Consider the following 18,429-nt stretch of genomic DNA (forward strand, 5'->3'; position numbering starts at 1 on the left):
GTTTTGTTAGACGATAAACGTTGCTTTTTCAGGTGTATTGCGTTTGCTGCTCCTTGTAAATGCGGTGGTGCCTGTTCTGGCAACCTCTTTAATTCCATATGGTTTCAGCAAATCGATGAGTGCTTCAACTTTTCCCGGTTCACCCGTGGCCTGTATGACGAGACTTTCTTTCCCGACATCAATGACCGATGCCCTGAATGGTTCAATAATTCCGTAGATTTCCAGTCTGCTTGCAGCTGGCGAGTTCACTTTTATTAGGGCCAGCTCTCTTGCCACTACATTCTGGTTGGTCATGTCTGTTACTTTCAGAACATGAATTTGTTTGTTCAGCTGTTTTGTGAGCTGTTCAACCTGTTTATGATCTTCAACCTCAACCGTAAAGGTGATCCTTGAAACCCCTTCAGTCTCGGTATGGCCAACTGTGATACTTTCGATGTTATAAAGGCGTTTAGTAAAAAGTCCGGTAATCCGGTTCAGCACGCCAGGCCGATTCAGCACGGTGATGGTAATAATTCTTTTCACGGTTTCACCCCTGTCATTTGTTGAATTCCTTTGCCTGGAGCAATCATCGGATAAACATTCTCTTCTTTTTCAACCAGGACATTGATCAACATCGGCTCTTCTGAATGGAGGGCATCCTTGAGTTCAGCTTCAGCCTCCGCCATATTTGTAATCGTCAGTCCCTTAATTCCGTATGCTTCTGCAAGTTTGTTGAAGTTGGGCTGCGACACGAATTTCGAATGGGAATAGCGTTCCTCATAGAAAATTTCCTGCCACTGCCTAACCATTCCGAGAGATTCATTGTTTAAGATAATAATTTTTATCGGAAGCTGAAGTTCGTATATAACGGAAAGCTCCTGCAATGTCATCTGAAATCCGCCGTCTCCGAGAACGGCAACTACTTTTCTGCTCCGATCAGCGAGCTGTGCCCCGATTGCAGATGGCAGGCCGAATCCCATCGTTCCAAGCCCTCCCGACGTCACCCAGCTGTCGGCTGTTTTGAATGGATAAAACTGCGCTGCCCACATTTGATGCTGTCCGACATCGGTCGTGACAATTGCGTTCCCCTCGGTGTGCGTATAAACCATTTCCAGCAGTTTTTGAGGCTTGATAACATCCTTTGATTCCTCATACCAGAGCGGGAATTCTTTTTTGGATTGATCCTGTTTTGCGAGCCATTCCGATGCTTCTGCTTTCTTTCCGTGTTGATGAATGAGTTCCTTCAGCACCCGTTTCGCGTCTCCTACAACCGGTATATGTACCGGTACATTTTTTCCGACTTCAGCAGGATCAATATCCACATGGGCAACTGTCGCATACTTCGCGAAGTCATCCAGATTCCCCGTCAGCCGGTCATCGAACCTTGCCCCGAAATTGATGAGAAGATCGCATTCATAGAGCGCCATATTCGCCGTATAGGTTCCATGCATTCCCGCCATGCCGAGAAACAGCCTATGGTCAGCCGGGAACCCTCCAAGGCCAAGAAGTGTATGAACGACCGGAATATCCTGCTGTTCGGCATAATTTTTTAAATCTTCAGACGCTTTAGCGTGCAAAACACCCGCTCCTGCCAGGATGACCGGTTTCTTCGCCCGGCTGACTGCCTCCACAAGTTTCCTGATTTGCAGATGATTCGGTTCTGTAACAGGCTGATAGCCAGGCAATTCGAGCTCTTGGTTGTATTTAAATTCTCCTTCTGATACTGCAATGTCTTTAGGAATATCAATCAGTACCGGGCCAGGTCTGCCTGTTGCCGCAATATGAAACGCTTCTTTGATGGCAATCGGCAGTTCATCCACATGTCTGACCTGAACGCTGTGTTTGGTAATTGGCATTGTTATGCCCAGTACATCCGCTTCCTGAAAAGCATCGGAACCGATAACCGTAGATGCTACCTGCCCTGTAAAAACAACTAGCGGAAGGGAATCGATCATCGCATCGGCAAGTCCGGTAACGAGATTCGTTGCTCCTGGCCCTGAGGTGGCAATGACAACTCCCGGCTTTCCTGAAATTCTTGCGTATCCTTCAGCCGCATGAATGGCACCTTGCTCGTGTCTCGTCAGAATATGGAACAGCCCTGACCCATACAGTTTGTCGTAAAGCGGAAGGACAGCTCCCCCTGGATATCCGAAAAGCACCTCGACCTTTTCTCTTTTCAGCGCTTCAATCAGCATGCTTCCTCCGGTCATCCTTACCGGGCGTTCGAGCTGTGCCTCATCCATCTCTACTTGCAGTTTCATTTTTATGCCTCCTCTTCTTTCAAAAAGCGTTTCATTCCTGAATTCTGTGCAGCGGGAACATTGTAAAGCAATATAAAAACCTCTCCACCCCTCATAAGACCCGTGTTTATCGGATCAAAGGGGCGAAGAGGTTAGAACTCTGCGCGGTACCACCCTTTTTCATGGCTCTAAGGCCATCTCAGGAACAATCATGTTCATTTTAATAACGAGTGCTTCGGATGCACCCGGCCCCTCCTACTTATTTCAGAAAGGCACTCCGAGGTGAGTTCATTACCCTTGCCACCGCCGGCTTCCAGCAACCCGGCTCTCTGTAGATGGCGTATACGGATAACTACTTATCCTCGTCTTTGTTTTGCTTTATGAATTTTTCATATTCAGCTTACGTGCAGGTTTTCATCAGGCAGATTTACTTTTTCGCCTTCTTCAATAACTTTTCTTCTAAACTTTTCAAGCAGATAATTGGTGTGTTCTCCAGGGACTCCGTCTCCAATGACCCTTCCATCCACTTTAACAACAGCAATGACTTCTGCAGCCGTTCCTGTCAGGAACACTTCCTCTGCTGTATAAACATCATGACGGGTAAACGGCTCTTCCGAAACTTTATAGCCCAGTTCATTCGCGATATCGATAATCGCATTTCGCGTAATTCCTTCTAATGCTCCAATGTATCCCGGCGGGGTAAGCAACTTGCCGTTTTTGTAAATGAATACATTATCGGCAGATCCTTCAGCAACATAGCCCTGATCGTTCAGCATAAGTGCTTCGCTTACGTTTGCCAGATGCGCTTCAATTTTCACGAGAATATTATTTAAGTAGTTCAGTGACTTCACTTTCGGGCTGAGAACATCTGGGCGGTTCCTCCTTGTAGGGACCGTTACGATATCGATTCCAGTATCGTAAAGATGCTTCGGGAAAATGGCCAGCGGTTCTACTATGATGACCACATTTGCTGACGGGCATTTATAAGGATCCAGTCCAAGATCTCCGACCCCTCTTGAAACGACCAGCCTGATGTAGGCGTCTCTTAATCCATTTTTTTCAACCGTTTTAATGACTAGTTCACTTAATTCTTCCTGATTGTAGGGCATATTGAGTAAAATTGATTTTCCAGACTCATATAGCCGGTCCATATGTTCCTTCATTCGGAAGATGTTCCCGTTGTATACCCTGATTCCTTCAAAAATGCCGTCTCCGTACAAGAACCCGTGATCATATACAGAAATCTTGGCATCTTCCTTCCGTACAAATTCACCGTTCAAGAAGATCCATTGATCACTCATGCCTGGTCACACCTTTCCTTTAATGATAAGACGCTTTAAACAAATACATAATTAGTTGTAAAAAAAGATCCTATAACTATTGTTATATGGATGATTTTAAGTTGTAACATTGCCGTGTAATGAATGTTTGAACCTATCTTACGCCCGTTCCAGACTAGAGTCAACACCCTTTTTCCGAATTGACTGATAATTTAGATTAATTAAACTACTTGTATACGCTTACATCCGCGCCATTATAGGAAAAGCTTTTTTGCAATTTTTATGTACTTTTTTCTGACAGGGTTTTTTGACAGGATTTTTATTGAGGGGGAAGGATCGGCAGGGGGAAGAGAAGTTAATACTTTTGCAGCAAAATAAAAATTCCACTGAACAAATTTGTTCAGTGGGATTTTTATTCGTACTTTGGATTCGCACTCTCAACCTGCGCCCTATAATTATATAGCTGAGCTACAGGCGGAGCTGTCACTTTTCAGCCAGAAATCTTTTGGGTTCACAATATATATCAAAGTCGCAATATGTAACGTACTTTTTTAGTATGCTCTGTTAAACTTAGCTGTTGATTTCCGCTGCAGGCGTTCGCTTTCCGCGGGGCGGGCGGTGAGCCTCCTCTTCGCTTCGCGACTGCGGGGTCTCACCTGTCCCGCTGCTCCCGCAGGAGTCTCTCGCCTTCCGCTCCAATCAACAGGTGTTAAAAATTATCATCGTGCTTGAACTTGATCTTTTTAAAAGAAAAACATAATTAAAAATCATTAAGCGCTTATAAAATTATCAGTGTTTACGTCAATTAGGGCCATCAGTGAGCTTCATATCCTCTGGCTTTCTGAGATTCAGGAAAATTATTTGCATTTTTCCACAGAGAATTTCAGGCATAAAAAAAAGAGATACTGCCACAGTAATTTAATCTGCGTTAGTATCCCTTTTCTGCTGCAAGCACAGTTTTGACTGTGTTGACTTTGGACGTCCCAGGAGAGATTCGAACTCCCGACCGACGCCTTAGAAGGGCGTTGCTCTATCCAGCTGAGCTACTGGGACATGTAGGATTTGTTTGTTGTTTTTTTGTTTTTGTATCAGCGACAAGATTTATTATATTTTCTTTCGATAATAAAGTCAATAACTTTTCTAAACTTTTTTATGGAAAAGGAGGAATTAATTCCTCCTCTTATATTTTATGCAAAGGTATAGGTTTTTTCCAGTTCTTTTATAGGATTTCCTGAAAAATCATAAAACAGAACATCGGCCTGCTTGCCATCCAAGGTGATTATAGCATAAGACCTTTCAGGACGCACTCTTGGGAGACGAACGCTGCCCGGATTAATGAACAGAATATTGCCGTTCATTTCGGAGCCTGCGATATGCGTGTGTCCGAAGCAGACAATCGAGGCTCCTGCTTCCTGCGCCTTATATTTTAAATTATTCAGTGTGGATTTTACCGAATGCAAATGGCCATGAGCAATAAGAAAACGGTAAGGTCCTGCTTCCTTCACTAATTCATCCGGAAGCCTCCCATCAAAATCACAGTTTCCCCCGACGATCCACATAGAGCGGATGCCAGGATCGTCAGCCTGAAGTTCAGAGTCTCCGCAATGAATAACAGCAGCTACTTCATCCTTATGACGTGCTGTTATCTCTTCCAATTCATCTGTAAATCCATGGCTGTCGCTCATAATGAGAACGTTCATTGCAATCCCCCCGTTAAAAATACTCTCCAATCAGCTTCTCTAATTTTTTCAGCGCAACGGCACGGTGGCTGATTTTATTTTTTTCCCCGGGCGGAAGCTGAGCCATTGTGGCCCCTTTATCCTTAACAAGGAAAATAGGATCATAGCCGAACCCATTGAGTCCTGCAGGCTCCTCAGTGATGTATCCTTCCACAGAGCCTTCGACCGTTTTTGTTTCTTTCCCGGGTGCAGCAATAGCCAGCGCACATCTGAACCTCGCTGTCCTCTGGTCCTTTTCAACACCCTTCATGCTATCAAGAACCTTTTCAATATTGGCCGTATCATCTTTTCCTTCTCCGGCATAACGGGCAGAGTAAATACCCGGCTCTCCTCCAAGAGAGTCCACGGATAGTCCTGAATCGTCTGCGATAACAGGTTTTCCTGTCAGCTTGGAGATGGTTTCTGCTTTTAATATCGCATTTTCTTCGAATGAATGGCCTGTTTCTTCCACTTCCGGAAGATCCGGCAGTTCGTTCAAGGAAGCAACCTGCAGTCCCTTTGGTTCAAACAGCGTTTTAAATTCTGCTGCTTTCCCTTCATTTCGAGTCGCAATAATGATTTGGCTCATTTGTTCATCCCTCTTTCTCAAGATTTTTGACAATATGAGATCCCCAATCACCGAGAACTGACTTTTGATGTTCAATTAATGTATGTATACCCTCTTCTGCAAGATCTAATAATTGATTCAGCTGGTTTCTGGAAAAAGTTGCTTCTTCACCTGTCCCCTGAAGCTCAACCAGTTCATTTTTAGAAGTCATGATAACGTTCATGTCCACTTCAGCAGAAGAATCCTCGATATAATTCAAATCAAGTATCTCACCCAGCTCTGAGTCAATACCTACAGAGGTTGCGGCGAGAAAATCAGTAATCGGCAATTCCGCCAGAACGTTTTTATCCACAAGTTTGCCCAGCGCAATCGTCATTGCCGTAAATGCACCAGTAATAGAGGCCGTTCTCGTTCCGCCATCCGCTTGAATAACATCACAGTCAATCCAGATCGTCCGCTCTCCAAGCTTGTTCAAGTCAACTACTGCTCTTAAAGCCCGTCCAATTAAACGCTGAATTTCCATCGTTCTTCCTGATATTTTCCCTTTTGAAGATTCTCTGATCGTTCTTTGCTCAGTAGCTCTTGGAAGCATAGAATACTCAGCGGTAATCCAGCCCTTGCCTTGCCCCCTCATAAAAGGAGGAACTCTGTCTTCAATACTTGCATTGCAAATCACCTTTGTATTTCCTACCGTAATCAGCACAGATCCTTCAGGATGTGTGATAAACTCCGTAACCATTTCAACCGGTCTAAGCTGATTTCTGCTTCTTCCATCGTTTCTCATCGACCAAACCTCCGTCAAATTAACGGGCCAAACGTCCGCCCCTCAATAAATAAGAGGCAGCTCCATAACAAGCATGCCTCTTTGCTTTCCTTTTATAGTATATCAAAAATCGGAGTTTAAAAACTACCAGTGTTCACATTTGCCGGACGGGCAACAGGTTTCGCCAGTTTTTGCCCTTTTTCATTTTGAAGGTCGGCCTTTCCGTCAACTGTCAGGGCAACGGTCTCCACACCCTGCTGCTCCGTTAAAGTCAGCACAAGTGAATTGAGCACTTTCTCAGAAATGACTTTTTTCTTTTCGTCATAGCTGCCATAAATGGACTTGTTAAAGTCGAGCGTCACTTTTCCATTTTCGTATTTTGGCGCCGAATTAAGCTTCACATGGCCCTGGAACTCATCTAGAAGCCCGCTTGAACTGGATGGACCTTTTAACAGCTCTCCAACTGCTGCGGCAATCGGATCCTTCTCTTTATTATCTACCCGTCTAGTGACTGGAACATAGTATGTTCCATTATCATTTTGTCCAAGGAAATAGACGGTCACAGGATGGGTATTTGTAATATCTGTCACATCAGAGGTATCCAGGTTTATTCCGTCAGCTCTTCCCATATCTTCGGAAATCGGGGTTCCGTTGACGGGCATTTCATTGAGCGGATGGCCATTCACCCAAATTTTCACTTTTTTCACCGATTCAAATTGGGTCAGCGTCCATGTGACGGACTGAAGGATTTTCCGCTCATCCTCCCGCTTATAGTTGGCGAATTCCTTAGAAAAATCTGCAGTTGCCGTTCCATCTTTAATGGTAACGCCGAGCACTTCCGTATCTGCCGGCAGCACAGCACGGAACCCATCAGGAAGCATATTGCTAACCGGCCCGCCATCCACAAGGTATGTCAGGACTTGTTTTGCTGCCCCTTCTTGTTTAGGGAGAGGCAGTGCCTGGGAAACGACCATGCCATTTTTATCAATTAAGTAGATATCCCTCGATACAGTCTGAGCCTTTTGCTCCCCCGCTTTTTCCGTATTTGCCGGCTTTTCCTGCGCATTTTTTCCATCTGTATACGTGACATCCTGCGGCGGATCCACTTCTTTAACCGCTTGCTCTCCACCGCCGAATAAGCCGCATCCTGATAATACAATGGAAGTGACAGCGATAGATGAAACAGCAATTGTTAACTTTTTGCTTATAGGCATGATAATCCCTCCTGAGGCAGTTTGTACTACTATGTATACGAGCCTGCGATAGATTTATACCGCCCTGTCAGAAGATTTTGTCCAGAACAAAATCCCAGGAGTAATGAAGTTCTGCTAACTGCGTGTCGTCCTGTCTCAATACAGAACTGCGGCGCAGGAAAAAGGAACTTATGTTCCCAAGGGGCTAGGAGCTGGACGATGATCAGTCATACATATCCACAACTAAACACAAAAAAGATCCCATTCAAAACGGGATCTTTTTCAGGATTGCAGCGCCTCTTCCAAATTGATGGAATGTACGCTTTCGATTGACTCTCCGAACCAATTAGATGCGAAGGATTGGAAAAGGTCTCGCGGACCTGTTGTGAAAAATTGATGATGTTTTTTGCCGTCTGTTTCATTTAGAGCCTGATGATAGGAAAGAATGGTACTTACTTCCCGAGCTGTTTCATCGCCTGACGATATCACCTTTACCGCTGGTCCCATAAAATCTTCAATCAGCGGTCTGAGAATCGGATAGTGGGTACATCCAAGGATCAGCGAATCAAGCGATTGATTTTTTAGCGGCAGAAGAGATTGTTTGACGATTTCTTTCGCAAGCTCTCCTTCAAACTTTCCGCTTTCTACAAGAGGCACAAATTCCGGGCAAGCAAGACTTTCAACCGTTACCGTCTCTTTCAATGCTTTAAGCGCCTCTTCATACGCACCGCTTTGAATGGTATTCACTGTGCCGATGACTCCGATATGCTGGTTCTTTTTAAGCTTGATCGCCGTTCTGGCGCCCGGCTGAATAACCCCTATTACAGGGATATCCACCTTGCTCTTAATATCTTCCAGAGCAATCGCCGTCGCTGTATTACACGCAATAACCAGCATTTTAATATGATGGGCAGACAAAAGATAATTCGTCATTTCCCATGTGTACTGCAATACTTGAGATTCAGGACGCGGGCCGTACGGGCAGCGCTGGCTGTCGCCTAAATAAATCAATTCCTCTTTAGGCAGCTGTCTCATCATTTCCTTTGCTACTGTCAGACCGCCTATTCCTGAATCGATGACTCCTATCGGTCTATTCAAAAAATCGCCTCATTCTTCATTCATTTCCTGTTGCAGTTTATTCAGCAGAAGCTCAAAAGTGAGCCTTTCCGATGGATTAAAATGAATCAGAAGCTGATCAAGATATTTCTGCCTTTTCTCAATCACCGCTTCGATAATCCGTTCCCCTTCTGTAAGCAAATGAACTCTGACTACCCGTCTGTCTTTTACGTCTCTTATACGGACGACAAGATTTGTTTTCTCCATTCTGTCAACCAGATCTGTCGTTGTGCTGCAGGCTAAGTACATCCTGCCGGCAAGATCCCCAACTGTCATGTCCCCATGATCGAGAAGCCACTGAAGTGCTACAAACTGCGGTGGAGTTATTTTATATTGATTCAGTATTTCTCTGCCTTTTTGTTTAATATTCCCTGAAATCCGCCTGAGCGCCTTTTCAATATCCGCTACATGGCCTTTTTCAGATAGTTTATCGTTCATCACGCCATACCCCGCTCATTTGCATTAGAAACGATTCATCAGCCGTTTCCCTCTGTTATTTTCCTCGTTTTTCTTTAAAAATGCAAGTCCCGCTTAAAGACAGACATGAAAAAACCGGCGGTCCTATGTATAGGCCGGCCGGCAGTTAATCAGAGCTCTAGTTCACCCATCCGAAGGAGCTCAACAACCGCTTGTGAACGCCCCTTGACTCCAAGCTTTTGCATCGCATTCGAGATATGGTTTCGAACTGTTTTTTCGCTGATAAAGAGCTCTCCTGCTATTTCTTTTGTGGTTTTATCCTGGACCAATAATTCGAAAACTTCTCTTTCTCTTTTCGTGAGTAATGGCTTAGATTGATACTCTTTGTCCTTCAATTATTGTAACCCTCCTTGCTAGGTGAGAGCTGCGCTTGCACGTGGGTATCCGATTAGTCACCATATAGTATGTGCTTTCAGGCATAGCGGTGACTGAATTGAAGATTTCGGGCAGTGATTAGGGCGTCCATTTTTTCCATACAAAAAACCGCCGATCTTTTGCTTTATAGATTGGCGGTTTCCTTTTTTATTAAGCTCTGATAAACTTGTCTGTTGATTTCCGCTGCAGGTGTTCGCTTATCCTTAGGCAAGCCTGAGCTTTGCGCCTGCGGGGTCTCACCTGTCCCGCTGGCATCTCACGCTAATCAACAGATGTAAAATATCAGCATTGCTTTAACATAGCCTTTTATTAAGCCCGGTCGCTTCCAAAGAAATTACGGAAGGCCTGGAGATTGGTATCTCTGTTAAGCGCTGCAATGGATGTTGTAAGCGGAATGCCTTTCGGACAGGATTGCACACAGTTCTGTGAGTTTCCGCAGTCCTGAAGACCTCCGTCTCCCATTAATGCGTCGAGACGTTCTGATTTGTTCATCTCTCCTGTCGGATGAGCATTGAACAGACGTACTTGGGAAAGCGGAGCAGGTCCGATGAAGTTCGATTTGCTGTTCACATTCGGACAGGCTTCCAAGCAAACACCGCAGGTCATGCATTTAGATAATTCATATGCCCACTGGCGCTTTTTCTCCGGCATACGCGGCCCAGGGCCAAGGTCATACGTTCCATCGATTGGAATCCAGGCTTTCACTTTTTTAAGAGAATCAAACATTCTGCTCCGGTCAACTTGAAGGTCGCGGACCACCGGGAATGTCTTCATCGGTGCAAGGCGAATCGGCTGTTCAAGCTGATCTACAAGGGCTGTACAGGATTGGCGCGGTTTGCCGTTGATTACCATTGAACATGCACCGCATACTTCTTCGAGGCAGTTCATATCCCAAGTGATGGGAGTTGTTTTTTCCCCTTTTGCATTAACAGGATTTCTCCTGATTTCCATTAGAGCTGAAATAACATTCATATTCGGACGATATTCAAGCTCGAATTCTTCATCATATGGAGCCGCTTCAGGAGAATCCTGGCGCGAAATCACGAATCGAATGATCTTTTTCTCACTCATGCTTTTGCTCCTTTCTTCTTGGAATAGTCCCTTTTCCTAGGTGCGATCAAGGACGTATCCACTTCTTCGTAGTGCAAAGCAGGCGCTTCATGATCGCCTGTGAATTTAGCCATCGTGGTTTTCAGGAAGTCTTCATCATTGCGTTCCGGGAAATCAGGTTTGTAATGAGCTCCGCGGCTTTCATTACGGTTATATGCTCCGAGTACAATCGTACGGGAAAGATTGAGCATGTTTTTCAGCTGGCGTGTGAAAGCTGCCCCCTGATTGCTCCATTTTGCTGTATCGTTAATATTGATGCGGTCATAGCGCTGCATCAATTCCTGTATCTTCTCGTCTGTTTGCATAAGTTTATCGTTATAGCGTACAACAGTCGCATTTGCGGTCATCCACTCGCCAAGCTCTCTGTGAAGTACATAAGCATTTTCATTTCCGTCCATGCTCATGATTCCTTCCCATTTCGCCTGCTCTTCTTTTTCATGCCTTTCAAATACGCTTGCCGGCATGTCCTCAGCAAATGTATCGAGACCCTGTGCATATCTTGCAGCACTTGGACCGGCTACCATACCGCCATAAATGGCAGAAAGAAGGGAGTTCGCTCCGAGGCGGTTTGCTCCATGCATAGAGTAATCACACTCACCTGCTGCAAACAATCCAGGAATATTCGTCATCTGATCATAGTCAACCCATAGTCCGCCCATGGAATAGTGAACGGCAGGGAAGATTTTCATTGGTACTTTACGCGGATCGTCACCCATGAATTTTTCATAGATTTCAATGATTCCGCCAAGCTTGATATCAAGCTCTTTAGGATCTTTATGGGAAAGATCGAGATAAACCATGTTTTCCCCATTAATTCCAAGCTTCTGATTGACGCAGACGTCAAAGATTTCCCTTGTGGCGATATCCCTTGGCACAAGGTTTCCATAAGCAGGATATTTCTCTTCAAGGAAATACCATGGCTTCCCGTCTTTATATGTCCAGACACGGCCGCCTTCACCGCGTGCCGATTCACTCATCAGGCGCAGTTTATCGTCACCTGGGATGGCAGTCGGGTGAATTTGTATAAATTCTGCATTGGAGTAGTAAGCACCCTGCTGATACACGATGGATGCCGCAGAGCCAGTATTAATGACCGAGTTTGTTGATTTTCCGAATACGATGCCAGGCCCGCCGGTTGCCATGATGACGGCGTCCGAGCGGAAGGATTTGATTTCCATGGAAGAAAGATTCTGAGCTGTGATCCCGCGGCATACGCGGTCATCATCCAGAACAACCCCAAGAAATTCCCAGCCTTCGAATTTTCTGACGAGCCCTGCCACTTCATAGCGGCGCACTTGTTCATCAAGTGCATATAAAAGCTGCTGTCCCGTTGTTGCACCCGCAAACGCTGTCCGGTGATGCTGTGTTCCTCCGAAGCGGCGGAAATCCAATAGTCCTTCAGGCGTACGGTTAAACATAACGCCCATACGGTCAAGCAAGTGAATGATGGAAGGCGCTGCCTCGCACATTGCTTTTACAGGAGGCTGGTTTGCAAGGAAATCTCCTCCGTAAACGGTATCATCGAAATGTTCCCAAGGAGAATCCCCTTCCCCTTTTGTGTTTACCGCTCCATTGATTCCGCCCTGCGCGCACACAGAGTGTGAACGCTTAACAGGAACCAAAGAAAACAAGTCAACACTGACTCCCTTTTCGGCAGCCTTTATAGTAGCCATCAGGCCGGCTAATCCGCCGCCGACGATAATTACACGATTGTTGTTCATCTAGCCCACTCCCTTGATTGACGTCTCCTCTTTAAACAAAAGCAAAAATTGAACTGACACCTACATAAGCTAAGGCCGCGAATACAGCAAGTGTTACATACGTAGAAATAAGCTGGGAACGCGGAGTAACCGTAATACCCCAAGTAACACAGAAAGACCATAGCCCGTTTGCAAAATGGAAAACGGTTGAAACAACACCAATTACATAAAAAGCGACCATCAGCGGGTTGCTTAAAATATTTTCCATCATTGAAAAGTTAACTGATGCACCAAATGCTGCGGCAATTCTGGTTTCCCAAACATGCCAGCTTACGAATACAAATGTAATGACGCCGGTTACACGCTGCAGAACAAACATCCAGTTCCTGAAGTAGCCGTAGCGGGAAGCATTGTTTTTTGCCGTAAAAGCAATATAAACACCATAAATAGCATGGAATAATAGCGGCAGGAAAATGATTACCGTCTCAAGCACAATCCTGAATGGAAGGCTCTCCATAAAATGAGCAGCATCATTAAATGCTTGTTCTCCCCTAGTAGCAAAGTTGTTAACCACAAGATGCTGAATCAGGAAGATTCCTACAGGAATAACCCCCAGCAGCGAGTGCAGTCTGCGCAGCGCAAACTCCTTATTTCCAGCCATAAATCCTTTACCCCCTAATCAAAGTTCGTTCTAGTTTTTATCGGGTTTCTCCTATCCCCATTTTTCAGTCTGGAACACGAGAGGATTAGTCACTGGCAAGCTATTAAAATAGCATTTCAATCCAAAATATTTCCCAAAACCGCTGTCGTTTTCCCTCATCTGCAAGATCAGGGAGCAAGACTTTCAATCCGGCATTCAGCCGCTGGAAACTTTTGACTAACCGCTGTTCCTCCTTACGAATAACTGATAAAATGTGACAAATTCATTTTACTCCTAACATTATATAGCGTCAAGAAAACGTGTTCATAAATTATAATTTTCGGAATTGTTATTGATTTTTACAAAATTAATTTTATTAATATATTGAAATATATTAATAAATATGTATACATACTTTCCGGTTCAAGCTGTTTTCAAATTGTCATCCAAATTTAAAAAGTTCATAAACATGAGTGTTTCCAAGCTTATGATCTATAACTCTTTATTCAAACGACCTGCTCTGCCAATCTTCCTTTTATTTCATGTTAATCCCCCCCTCTCTTGATATATAATGGGCATAGAAAGAGGGGTAAGAATATGAAAAGTATCCGTAAACAGGTAGAGGCCGGTGCATTTGAGGAACTGAGCATCCCTGCTTTTGGCCATGAGCTGCTCCGGGAAATACTGCTTCCCGAAATCCTCGGACAGGACTATCAGTCCATGATGTATTGGGCTGGCAGAAAACTTGCCAGGCATTACCCGCTGGAAGCTGTAGAAGAACTTCCTCAGTTCTTTACACTTGCAGGCTGGGGAACGTTATCGCTCGTACATAAGAAACAGGGTGAAATGGAATTTGAATTGGCATCAGATATCATCCAGCTTCGCTTCCAATCGCAGAAGGAGCCATCCTTTCAGCTGGAAGCGGGATTTATTGCAGAACAGGTGCAAACAATCGGAAAGCATGCTGCTGAAAGCTATGAGCAAGTGAAACGCCGCGCCGGAAAAGTAATTTTGACTGTAAAATGGGATAAAAAAGACATGATTGCTGAGTAAGCAAAAAACAGGCAAACCCTAGGGTGCCTGTTTTTTCATTTATCTTACGGGAGCTTTTTGACCGGACAGCTCGAATGCTTCGTGCAATGCTTCTACTGCACGGACCATATCCTCCTGCTCCACTACAGTAGAAACTTTAATTTCAGAAGTACTGACCATTTTCACCTGAATGCCTTCTTTTGCAAGGACAGAAAACATTCCGGCTGCCACGCCGGGATTGGAAACCATTCCAGAGCCGACAATGGAAACTTTCGATAGCCCCTTTTCAGACTCAATTTTTTTAAATTTCAATTTGCCTTTATGTGTTTCAAGCACTTCAATCGTTTCTTCAAGATCGTTTGTTTTGACGGAGAATGAGATCGACGCATTCTCTTTATCTGTCAGACTCTGAATAATGATATCGACATTCACGCCATGCTCTGCTAGCGTAGTGAAAATAGTGGAAAGCGTACTTAAGTCATTCGGAAGACCGCACACGGAAACTCTCGTAACCTGATCTTCAAATGCAATTCCTTTAACAATTAAATTTTCTTCCAACGTACTTTCCTCCTCAATTAGCGTTCCTCGCTCATCGTGCATACTGGAACGCACTTCTAAAGCGACTTGATAATTTTTAGCAAATTCAACTGCTCTCGGATGAAGAACTCCAGCCCCAAGATTAGCAAGCTCCAGCATCTCATCATACGAAATCCCGGCAAGCTTCCGTGCTCCCTGAATGTAGCGCGGATCCGTCGTGTACACACCGGTTACATCTGTATAGATATCGCATTTGTCGGCTTTAAGTGCTGCAGCTAGTGCGACTGCAGTTGTATCCGATCCCCCGCGCCCGAGCGTTGTGATTTCTCCGTTTTCATCCTTCCCCTGGAAGCCGGCAGCCACTACGATTCTTCCGTGGGCGAGATCATTTGAAATCCGTTCATCCTCTATATTCGTAATTCTGGCATTCCCATGACGTGATTCGGTCAAAATGCCCGCCTGTCCGCCTGTATAGGAAACCGCATCATATCCTCTTTCCTGGAGAGCCATCGTTAAAAGCGAAATCGTGACTTGCTCGCCTGTAGTCAGCAGCATATCCATTTCTCTCTTGCTTGGCTTCGACGTAATTTCTCCTGCCAGCGAAAGAAGCTGATCGGTTGTTTTTCCCATTGCCGACACAACTACAACGATGTCATGACCGTTCTCCTTTTCCTGAATCACCCTGTTTGCAACATTCAAAATTCTCTCAACAGATCCCACGGATGTTCCGCCGAATTTTTGCACGATCAGTCCCACGCGTTATCGCTCCTTTGGTCAAAGTAAATCGCAAGTTCAAACTTTAGAGGCCAAAATAAAAAGCAATGAGACAGAAATCTCATTGCTTGCATAAACGAAAAAGTTCTTCGCTCATACAATGAGATAGCTCTCCAAGATTAATCTTGACAGCCCTGCATTTATTCAATGCAAAACCAGAAGAAACAGCAATGGCACCCTTTCTTCTTCGGCGACGCTCCCCTTTCAGCATAAGTAAACGGAATCCATTTTCCTGTTTATGCTTACTGTTGAAGTTCGCACCTCTATCGTCATTTAACGAACTAAACGACCGTATTAAATTAGTTTGTATTGTAGCAAAGGTTTCCGGAAAGCACAAGCTTATTCTTTTAATTTTTCATAGATCAGCTCTGCGGTTGCATATGGAACTCCCGCTTCTTTAATCTGATCAACAGTAGCTTCCTTCATTTTCTTAACGGATCCAAAATGCTTGAGCAGCATCTTCCTCCGCTTTTCCCCAATTCCCGGAATTTCATCCAATATTGACTGAATGGCGTTTTTCCCGCGGACTTGCCGGTGAAAGGTAATCGCAAATCGGTGAACCTCATCCTGGATCCGCTGAAGCAGGTAAAACTCCTGTGAATTCCGTTCAAGCTGAATCAGTTCAAGAGGATCTCCAAGCATTAGATTGGACGTGCGATGCTTATCATCCTTCACAAGACCGGCAACCGGAATTTCCAGCGCCAGTTCATTTTCAAGCACATCCCTCGCAGCAGAAATCTGCCCTTTACCCCCATCAATCACGATGAGATCCGGCAGCGGCAGGTTTTCTTTTAATGCTCGGGAATATCTTCTCCTTACTACCTCTCTCATCGACTCATAATCATCCGGACCCGTTACGGTGCGGATTTTATATTTCCTGTACTCCTTTTTCGCCGGTTTTCCATCGATAAAAACTATCATCGCAGAAACAGGATCAGAGCCTTGGATGTTGGAGTTATCAAATGCTTCAATCCGGATTGGGACAGCAATCCCGAGCTTCTCCCCTAAATTTTCAATCGCCTTGATCGTCCGCTCTTCATCTCGCTCAATAAGAGAAAATTTTTCCCCCAGAGCGATCTTGGCATTCTTGTGGGCGAGCAACAGTAAATCCTTCTTCGCCCCCCGCTTTGGCTGAAGAGCGCGGATATCCAGAAGCTGCTCTGCCAAAGATGCATCTGCGCTGTCGGGAATCATGATTTCTTTCGGCAGAAAATGACTGCTCTGCTGATAAAATTGTCCAAGGAATGTCAAAAATTCTTCATCCGGTTCATTATAAATCGGAAACATGGAAACATCGCGTTCGATCAGTTTCCCCTGGCGGACAAAAAATACCTGTACACACATCCAGCCTTTGTCATAGGCATACGCAAATACATCCCTGTCAACAAAGTCTGTCATGGACATCTTTTGCTTCTCCATCGTAGCTTCAATATGCACAATTTGATCTCTGTATTCCTTCGCCCTTTCAAAATCCATCGACTCAGATGCTTTATACATTTTATCAGTTAAATCCGTTTTGATCTCTTTGTAGCCGCCATTCAGAAAACGGCTGATGTCATCGACCATTTTCCGGTTCGTCTCAGCGGTAACGTCATAGACGCATGGTGCCAGACACTGCCCCATATGATAGTAAAGACAAACACGGTCAGGCATACTGTTGCATTTCCGGAGCGGATACAGCCGGTCAAGCAGCTTTTTCGTTTCCCTCGCAGCCTGCACATTCGGATACGGACCGAAGTATTTCCCCTTATCCTTTTTAATTTTCCTCGTTACAATCAGACGCGGGTGCCGTTCTCCCGTAATTTTTATAAAAGGAAAGGATTTATCATCCTTCAGCATCACATTATATTTAGGATCGTATTTTTTAATTAAATTCATTTCCAGAATCAGCGCTTCTATATTCGAGGACGTTACGATGTATTCAAAATCCTCAATTTCATTTACAAGCCTTTGCGTCTTCCCATCATGAGAACCGCTGAAGTAAGATCGGACGCGGTTTTTCAATACCTTCGCTTTGCCGACATAAATAATGGTTCCCTGCCTGTCTTTCATTAAATAGCAGCCTGGCTGATCGGGAAGGATGGCTAATTTTTCTCTGATTTTATCTTTCATCTAACCACTTCCATCCAGTCATTTGCCTTTTATTTTACGATAAATGCACGAAAATTACTAAGAATAGCCTTCCACAAACTGTCCATTCGCTCCGTTTTATCGGCCGTTCGATATATTCTGTCCGTCCACCATGGTTATTTAGCCGTTCATATCTGAATTTTGGCCGTTGATCCGGGTTTCCTGCCCAATCTCCCATCGGATCTGGCCGCTCGATTTATTCTATCCATCCGCGCCGTTTTATTGTTCCGGACTGCCGATTTTAGATATAAAAAAAATCAGCCCTGTAAGAGGGCTGATTTTTCATTACGCGTGTTTGCTTAGCAATTCAGCTAGAGCTTCTTTCGGCTGGTAGCCAACCGCTTTGTCTACAACCTCTCCGTTTTTGAAAACTAGAAGAGTAGGAATGCTCATAACGCCGTATTTGCCAGCAGTTTCTTGATTTTCATCAACGTCAAGTTTGACGATTTTTACTTTGTCACCCATGTCTTGATCCAGTTCTTCAAGTACTGGGGCAATCATTTTGCAAGGTCCGCACCAAGGTGCCCAGAAATCTGCAAGAACGACGCCTTCTCCAGTTTCAGCAGAAAAGTTTTGATCCGTTACGTGTGAAATAGCCATCTCGTATTCCTCCTAAAATCTTAAAGAATATGCACTTAGTATAGCACCTAACCTTTGAGTGTGCTAAGAATTTGCTTCGATGTCATTATTCCCATTTAAATATGGAAAAACACAAGAATCTAATTAGCGTTTCTTTTTAGTAAAGCTCGGTTAAACTAGTCTGTTGATTTCCGCTGCAGCCGTTCGCTCCAATCAAC

General features: G+C 44.6%; 17 protein-coding genes, 1 tRNA gene, 1 riboswitch and 1 other annotated feature. Of the genes, 1 reads left to right on the forward strand and 17 read right to left on the reverse strand.

Annotation, left to right across the window (positions count from 1 at the left end; translation table 11 throughout):
• Nucleotides 1-6 precede the first annotated feature (6 nt).
• The 14 genes from ilvN to J9317_RS14275 all read right to left on the reverse strand — a co-directional run bounded on the left by ilvN (nucleotide 7) and on the right by J9317_RS14275 (nucleotide 13,180).
• Entirely contained in the window at nucleotides 7-522 is a 516-nt protein-coding gene (gene ilvN / locus J9317_RS14210) for an acetolactate synthase small subunit (RefSeq protein WP_211559660.1), read from the reverse strand.
• Complete coding sequence (gene ilvB / locus J9317_RS14215; protein WP_211559662.1) at nucleotides 519-2,240, reverse strand: acetolactate synthase large subunit; 1,722 nt, start codon at nucleotides 2,238-2,240, stop codon at nucleotides 519-521. Before ilvB ends, ilvN begins: the two co-directional genes overlap by 4 nt.
• Nucleotides 2,241-2,355: 115 nt before the next feature.
• Nucleotides 2,356-2,597: a binding site (T-box leader), on the reverse strand.
• Nucleotides 2,598-2,614: 17 nt separating this feature from the next.
• Complete coding sequence (gene ilvE, locus J9317_RS14220; RefSeq protein ID WP_211559664.1) at nucleotides 2,615-3,520, reverse strand: branched-chain-amino-acid transaminase; 906 nt, start codon at nucleotides 3,518-3,520, stop codon at nucleotides 2,615-2,617.
• A gap of 958 nt (nucleotides 3,521-4,478) precedes the next feature.
• A tRNA-Arg gene (locus J9317_RS14225) sits at nucleotides 4,479-4,552 on the reverse strand.
• 134 nt (nucleotides 4,553-4,686) lie between these two features.
• Nucleotides 4,687-5,199: a metallophosphoesterase family protein gene (locus tag J9317_RS14230; protein WP_211559666.1), complete on the reverse strand. Its 513-nt coding sequence runs from the start codon at nucleotides 5,197-5,199 to the stop codon at nucleotides 4,687-4,689.
• Nucleotides 5,200-5,212: 13 nt separating this feature from the next.
• Nucleotides 5,213-5,806 (reverse strand): XTP/dITP diphosphatase, encoded by a 594-nt coding sequence (locus J9317_RS14235; RefSeq protein WP_211559668.1) that lies wholly within the window; start codon nucleotides 5,804-5,806, stop codon nucleotides 5,213-5,215.
• 4 nt (nucleotides 5,807-5,810) lie between these two features.
• Nucleotides 5,811-6,569 (reverse strand): ribonuclease PH, encoded by a 759-nt coding sequence (rph, locus tag J9317_RS14240; protein WP_211559670.1) that lies wholly within the window; start codon nucleotides 6,567-6,569, stop codon nucleotides 5,811-5,813.
• Between the two features lie 116 nt (nucleotides 6,570-6,685).
• Entirely contained in the window at nucleotides 6,686-7,762 is a 1,077-nt protein-coding gene (locus J9317_RS14245) for a GerMN domain-containing protein (protein ID WP_211559672.1), read from the reverse strand.
• Nucleotides 7,763-8,023: 261 nt separating this feature from the next.
• A complete protein-coding gene (gene racE, locus J9317_RS14250) occupies nucleotides 8,024-8,839 on the reverse strand; it encodes a glutamate racemase (RefSeq protein ID WP_211559674.1) in 816 nt (271 codons plus the stop codon).
• Between the two features lie 9 nt (nucleotides 8,840-8,848).
• The gene (locus J9317_RS14255; RefSeq protein ID WP_211559676.1) at nucleotides 8,849-9,295 is read right to left on the reverse strand and encodes a MarR family winged helix-turn-helix transcriptional regulator; all 447 of its coding nucleotides are present in this window, start codon (nucleotides 9,293-9,295) and stop codon (nucleotides 8,849-8,851) included.
• A gap of 149 nt (nucleotides 9,296-9,444) precedes the next feature.
• Nucleotides 9,445-9,669 (reverse strand): spore germination transcription factor GerE, encoded by a 225-nt coding sequence (gerE, locus tag J9317_RS14260; protein ID WP_035410829.1) that lies wholly within the window; start codon nucleotides 9,667-9,669, stop codon nucleotides 9,445-9,447.
• A 349-nt stretch (nucleotides 9,670-10,018) separates the two neighbouring features.
• On the reverse strand, nucleotides 10,019-10,780 hold the full coding sequence (gene sdhB, locus J9317_RS14265; protein WP_211559678.1) for a succinate dehydrogenase iron-sulfur subunit: 762 nt from the start codon (nucleotides 10,778-10,780) through the stop codon (nucleotides 10,019-10,021).
• Entirely contained in the window at nucleotides 10,777-12,540 is a 1,764-nt protein-coding gene (sdhA, locus tag J9317_RS14270) for a succinate dehydrogenase flavoprotein subunit (RefSeq protein WP_211559680.1), read from the reverse strand. Before sdhA ends, sdhB begins: the two co-directional genes overlap by 4 nt.
• A 31-nt stretch (nucleotides 12,541-12,571) precedes the next feature.
• The gene (locus tag J9317_RS14275; RefSeq protein WP_211559682.1) at nucleotides 12,572-13,180 is read right to left on the reverse strand and encodes a succinate dehydrogenase cytochrome b558 subunit; all 609 of its coding nucleotides are present in this window, start codon (nucleotides 13,178-13,180) and stop codon (nucleotides 12,572-12,574) included.
• A 585-nt stretch (nucleotides 13,181-13,765) separates the two neighbouring features.
• Between J9317_RS14275 and J9317_RS14280 the strand changes: the two genes are divergently transcribed.
• Complete coding sequence (locus J9317_RS14280) at nucleotides 13,766-14,212, forward strand: YslB family protein (protein ID WP_431190708.1); 447 nt, start codon at nucleotides 13,766-13,768, stop codon at nucleotides 14,210-14,212.
• A gap of 39 nt (nucleotides 14,213-14,251) precedes the next feature.
• Here J9317_RS14280 and J9317_RS14285 read toward each other — a convergent pair whose 3' ends face one another.
• The 3 genes from J9317_RS14285 to trxA all read right to left on the reverse strand — a co-directional run bounded on the left by J9317_RS14285 (nucleotide 14,252) and on the right by trxA (nucleotide 18,232).
• Entirely contained in the window at nucleotides 14,252-15,484 is a 1,233-nt protein-coding gene (locus J9317_RS14285) for an aspartate kinase (protein ID WP_211559686.1), read from the reverse strand.
• A 116-nt stretch (nucleotides 15,485-15,600) separates the two neighbouring features.
• Nucleotides 15,601-15,776: riboswitch (Lysine riboswitch) on the reverse strand.
• A 65-nt stretch (nucleotides 15,777-15,841) separates the two neighbouring features.
• Nucleotides 15,842-17,614 carry an excinuclease ABC subunit UvrC gene (gene uvrC / locus J9317_RS14290; RefSeq protein WP_211559688.1) on the reverse strand — a complete coding sequence of 591 codons (1,773 nt, stop codon included), beginning with the start codon at nucleotides 17,612-17,614 and terminating at the stop codon, nucleotides 15,842-15,844.
• A gap of 303 nt (nucleotides 17,615-17,917) precedes the next feature.
• Nucleotides 17,918-18,232, reverse strand: coding sequence for a thioredoxin (gene trxA, locus J9317_RS14295; RefSeq protein ID WP_035410850.1), 315 nt, complete (start codon nucleotides 18,230-18,232; stop codon nucleotides 17,918-17,920).
• Nucleotides 18,233-18,429 lie beyond the last annotated feature (197 nt).

The sequence above is a fragment of the Metabacillus flavus genome (assembly GCF_018283675.1).
Classification (GTDB): Bacteria; Bacillota; Bacilli; order Bacillales; family Bacillaceae; genus Metabacillus_B; species Metabacillus_B flavus.

What these genes read in the sequence shown, in the direction of transcription:
- trxA (WP_035410850.1), bottom strand. Translation starts at nt 18,232, where the DNA reads ATGGCTATTTCACACGTAACGGATCAAAACTTTTCTGCTGAAACTGGA.
- J9317_RS14235 (WP_211559668.1), bottom strand. Translation starts at nt 5,806, where the DNA reads ATGAGCCAAATCATTATTGCGACTCGAAATGAAGGGAAAGCAGCAGAA.
- J9317_RS14255 (WP_211559676.1), bottom strand. Translation starts at nt 9,295, where the DNA reads ATGAACGATAAACTATCTGAAAAAGGCCATGTAGCGGATATTGAAAAG.
- ilvB (WP_211559662.1), bottom strand. Translation starts at nt 2,240, where the DNA reads ATGAAACTGCAAGTAGAGATGGATGAGGCACAGCTCGAACGCCCGGTA.
- sdhB (WP_211559678.1), bottom strand. Translation starts at nt 10,780, where the DNA reads ATGAGTGAGAAAAAGATCATTCGATTCGTGATTTCGCGCCAGGATTCT.
- rph (WP_211559670.1), bottom strand. Translation starts at nt 6,569, where the DNA reads ATGAGAAACGATGGAAGAAGCAGAAATCAGCTTAGACCGGTTGAAATG.
- sdhA (WP_211559680.1), bottom strand. Translation starts at nt 12,540, where the DNA reads ATGAACAACAATCGTGTAATTATCGTCGGCGGCGGATTAGCCGGCCTG.
- J9317_RS14230 (WP_211559666.1), bottom strand. Translation starts at nt 5,199, where the DNA reads ATGAACGTTCTCATTATGAGCGACAGCCATGGATTTACAGATGAATTG.
- ilvE (WP_211559664.1), bottom strand. Translation starts at nt 3,520, where the DNA reads ATGAGTGATCAATGGATCTTCTTGAACGGTGAATTTGTACGGAAGGAA.
- J9317_RS14245 (WP_211559672.1), bottom strand. Translation starts at nt 7,762, where the DNA reads ATGCCTATAAGCAAAAAGTTAACAATTGCTGTTTCATCTATCGCTGTC.
- J9317_RS14275 (WP_211559682.1), bottom strand. Translation starts at nt 13,180, where the DNA reads ATGGCTGGAAATAAGGAGTTTGCGCTGCGCAGACTGCACTCGCTGCTG.
- uvrC (WP_211559688.1), bottom strand. Translation starts at nt 17,614, where the DNA reads ATGAAAGATAAAATCAGAGAAAAATTAGCCATCCTTCCCGATCAGCCA.